The following is a 1912-nucleotide window of genomic DNA, read 5'->3' as shown; positions in this document are numbered from 1 at the left end:
GCTTTTAGCTAAACTCTCAAAAACAGGTAAAAAATCCTTATCAAATCCGCTAATTTCAATTTTTATAGCCATTTGTATCCTTTCTTATATAATTTTTATTTTTATTATACCATAAAGGGTTTTGTTGTAAAATTGGAAAAAACTTTTTTTATATATAAAATTACATAAATAAGACAATCAAAATACAATATAAAAGATTAAAGAATAGTAAAAACGGTTTTTTAAAAAAAACTAATATAAATATATGGCTAATTATATAATTAATCCTCCTCTAAGCCATCATTAATTCCTGCTTCTGCAAGTTCAAGCTGTTCTTTTTGATACACTTTATCATCTTTAAAGGCTTCAAAACTTTTTTCCCATAAAACCTTTCTTTGCTCTATATATTCTTGATCTTTACACATATTAATCCTTTTTATTTATCAGGTTTAAAACCACTATCTAAAATTATTTTTGTCATTGCACCTTTAAGTTTATCAAAACGATTTAAAGCTTGCATATTGCTAACTCTAAGCAATCTTATTTTATCATCTTTTTTATAAAACACTTTAAAAACTTCATCACTTTGTTTGTGTTTTACCATATCATCTAAAGTAGGACTATCTATGAATTCATATTCTTTGGTAAAATCTTCATTTAAAACATCGAATAAATCTTGAGAAATAACCATTAGGATTAACTGGATCATAAGTATAAGAACTTACTACACATTCTCTCATAGCTTTTTGTATTTCTTCTTGGGATAATTTTTTCATAGTGTTTTTCTTTTTTCTTTCTATTATGATATAAATGACTTAATATGTAGTTATGGATTTTTATAAACTTGATTAATTTAACTTCAATTATTAAAACAACTCGCTATGAGAACCTATATTAATACATGTTAAAATAAGTTTATCATCTTGTTTTTGATAAATTAAGAGCAAATCAGGTTTTACATGACACTCTCTAAGCTCTTTAAATTCACCTTTTAGTTTATGATCTTTGTATTTTCTTTCAAGAGTTTCATTGTTAGATAAGCGATAGACTATTTCATCTACTAAGTCTTTTTCTTTTAGCGTTAGCTTCTTATAGTTTTTCTTGTATTCTTTTAAAACTCTAATTTCATATTTCACGCATAGCCTTTTTATACTCATCAAAGTTTTTAAAAGTTTCATGTTCTCCATTTTTCATTTCTTCTAAAGCCTTTTTCATAGAACTTTGTTTTTTCTCTTCTGGAGTATCACATTCTAACAAACAATAAGTAGCTTTTAGGCTTTTAGCTAAACTCTCAAAAACAGGTAAAAAATCCTTATCAAATCCGCTAATTTCAATTTTTATAGCCATTTGTATCCTTTCTTATATAATTTTTATTTTTATTATACCATAAAGGGTTTTGTTGTAAAATTGGAAAAAACTTTTTTTATATATAAAATTACATAAATAAGACAATCAAAATACAATATAAAAGATTAAAGAATAGTAAAAACGGTTTTTTAAAAAAAACTAATATAAATATATGGCTAATTATATAATTAATCCTCCTCTAAGCCATCATTAATTCCTGCTTCTGCAAGTTCAAGCTGTTCTTTTTGATACACTTTATCATCTTTAAAGGCTTCAAAACTTTTTTCCCATAAAACCTTTCTTTGCTCTATATATTCTTGATCTTTACACATATTAATCCTTTTTATTTATCAGGTTTAAAACCACTATCTAAAATTATTTTTGTCATTGCACCTTTAAGTTTATCAAAACGATTTAAAGCTTGCATATTGCTAACTCTAAGCAATCTTATTTTATCATCTTTTTTATAAAACACTTTAAAAACTTCATCACTTTGTTTGTGTTTTACCATATCATCTAAAGTAGGACTATCTATGAATTCATATTCTTTGGTAAAATCTTCATTTAAAACATCGAATAAATCTTG

7 protein-coding genes are annotated in these 1912 nt (G+C 24.6%); all 7 read right to left on the bottom strand.

Translation table 11 applies throughout. The features are described from left to right. Nucleotides 1–260: 260 nt before the first annotated feature. On the bottom strand, nucleotides 261–404 hold the full coding sequence (locus tag AJ888_RS09175; protein ID WP_002807233.1) for a hypothetical protein: 144 nt from the start codon (nucleotides 402–404) through the stop codon (nucleotides 261–263). Nucleotides 405–415: 11 nt separating this feature from the next. Then, nucleotides 416–670, bottom strand: coding sequence for a hypothetical protein (locus AJ888_RS04840; protein ID WP_044794622.1), 255 nt, complete (start codon nucleotides 668–670; stop codon nucleotides 416–418). Then, nucleotides 633–755, bottom strand: coding sequence for a hypothetical protein (locus tag AJ888_RS09430; RefSeq protein WP_002813541.1), 123 nt, complete (start codon nucleotides 753–755; stop codon nucleotides 633–635). Before AJ888_RS09430 ends, AJ888_RS04840 begins: the two co-directional genes overlap by 38 nt. A 90-nt stretch (nucleotides 756–845) precedes the next feature. Then, on the bottom strand, nucleotides 846–1115 hold the full coding sequence (locus tag AJ888_RS04835; RefSeq protein ID WP_002789000.1) for a type II toxin-antitoxin system YafQ family toxin: 270 nt from the start codon (nucleotides 1113–1115) through the stop codon (nucleotides 846–848). Continuing rightward, entirely contained in the window at nucleotides 1105–1326 is a 222-nt protein-coding gene (locus AJ888_RS04830) for a hypothetical protein (protein ID WP_002881155.1), read from the bottom strand. The genes AJ888_RS04835 and AJ888_RS04830 overlap by 11 nt, the downstream gene beginning before the upstream one ends. A gap of 188 nt (nucleotides 1327–1514) precedes the next feature. Beyond that, entirely contained in the window at nucleotides 1515–1658 is a 144-nt protein-coding gene (locus AJ888_RS09170) for a hypothetical protein (protein WP_002807233.1), read from the bottom strand. 11 nt (nucleotides 1659–1669) lie between these two features. After that, nucleotides 1670–1912 (bottom strand): hypothetical protein (locus tag AJ888_RS04825; protein ID WP_002871600.1); only part of this gene is annotated, 243 nt, incomplete at its 5' end.

This window comes from Campylobacter sp. BCW_6467, assembly GCF_001762855.1.
Lineage (GTDB): Bacteria > Campylobacterota > Campylobacteria > Campylobacterales > Campylobacteraceae > Campylobacter_D > Campylobacter_D jejuni.
This window is presented reverse-complemented; position numbering and strand designations above follow the sequence as displayed.

Bases quoted from the DNA above. Each gene is read 5' to 3' on its own strand.
- AJ888_RS09175 (WP_002807233.1), bottom strand. From the start codon at position 404: ATGTGTAAAGATCAAGAATATATAGAGCAAAGAAAGGTTTTATGGGAA.
- AJ888_RS04840 (WP_044794622.1), bottom strand. From the start codon at position 670: ATGGTTATTTCTCAAGATTTATTCGATGTTTTAAATGAAGATTTTACC.
- AJ888_RS09430 (WP_002813541.1), bottom strand. From the start codon at position 755: ATGAAAAAATTATCCCAAGAAGAAATACAAAAAGCTATGAGAGAATGT.
- AJ888_RS04830 (WP_002881155.1), bottom strand. From the start codon at position 1,326: ATGGCTATAAAAATTGAAATTAGCGGATTTGATAAGGATTTTTTACCT.
- AJ888_RS09170 (WP_002807233.1), bottom strand. From the start codon at position 1,658: ATGTGTAAAGATCAAGAATATATAGAGCAAAGAAAGGTTTTATGGGAA.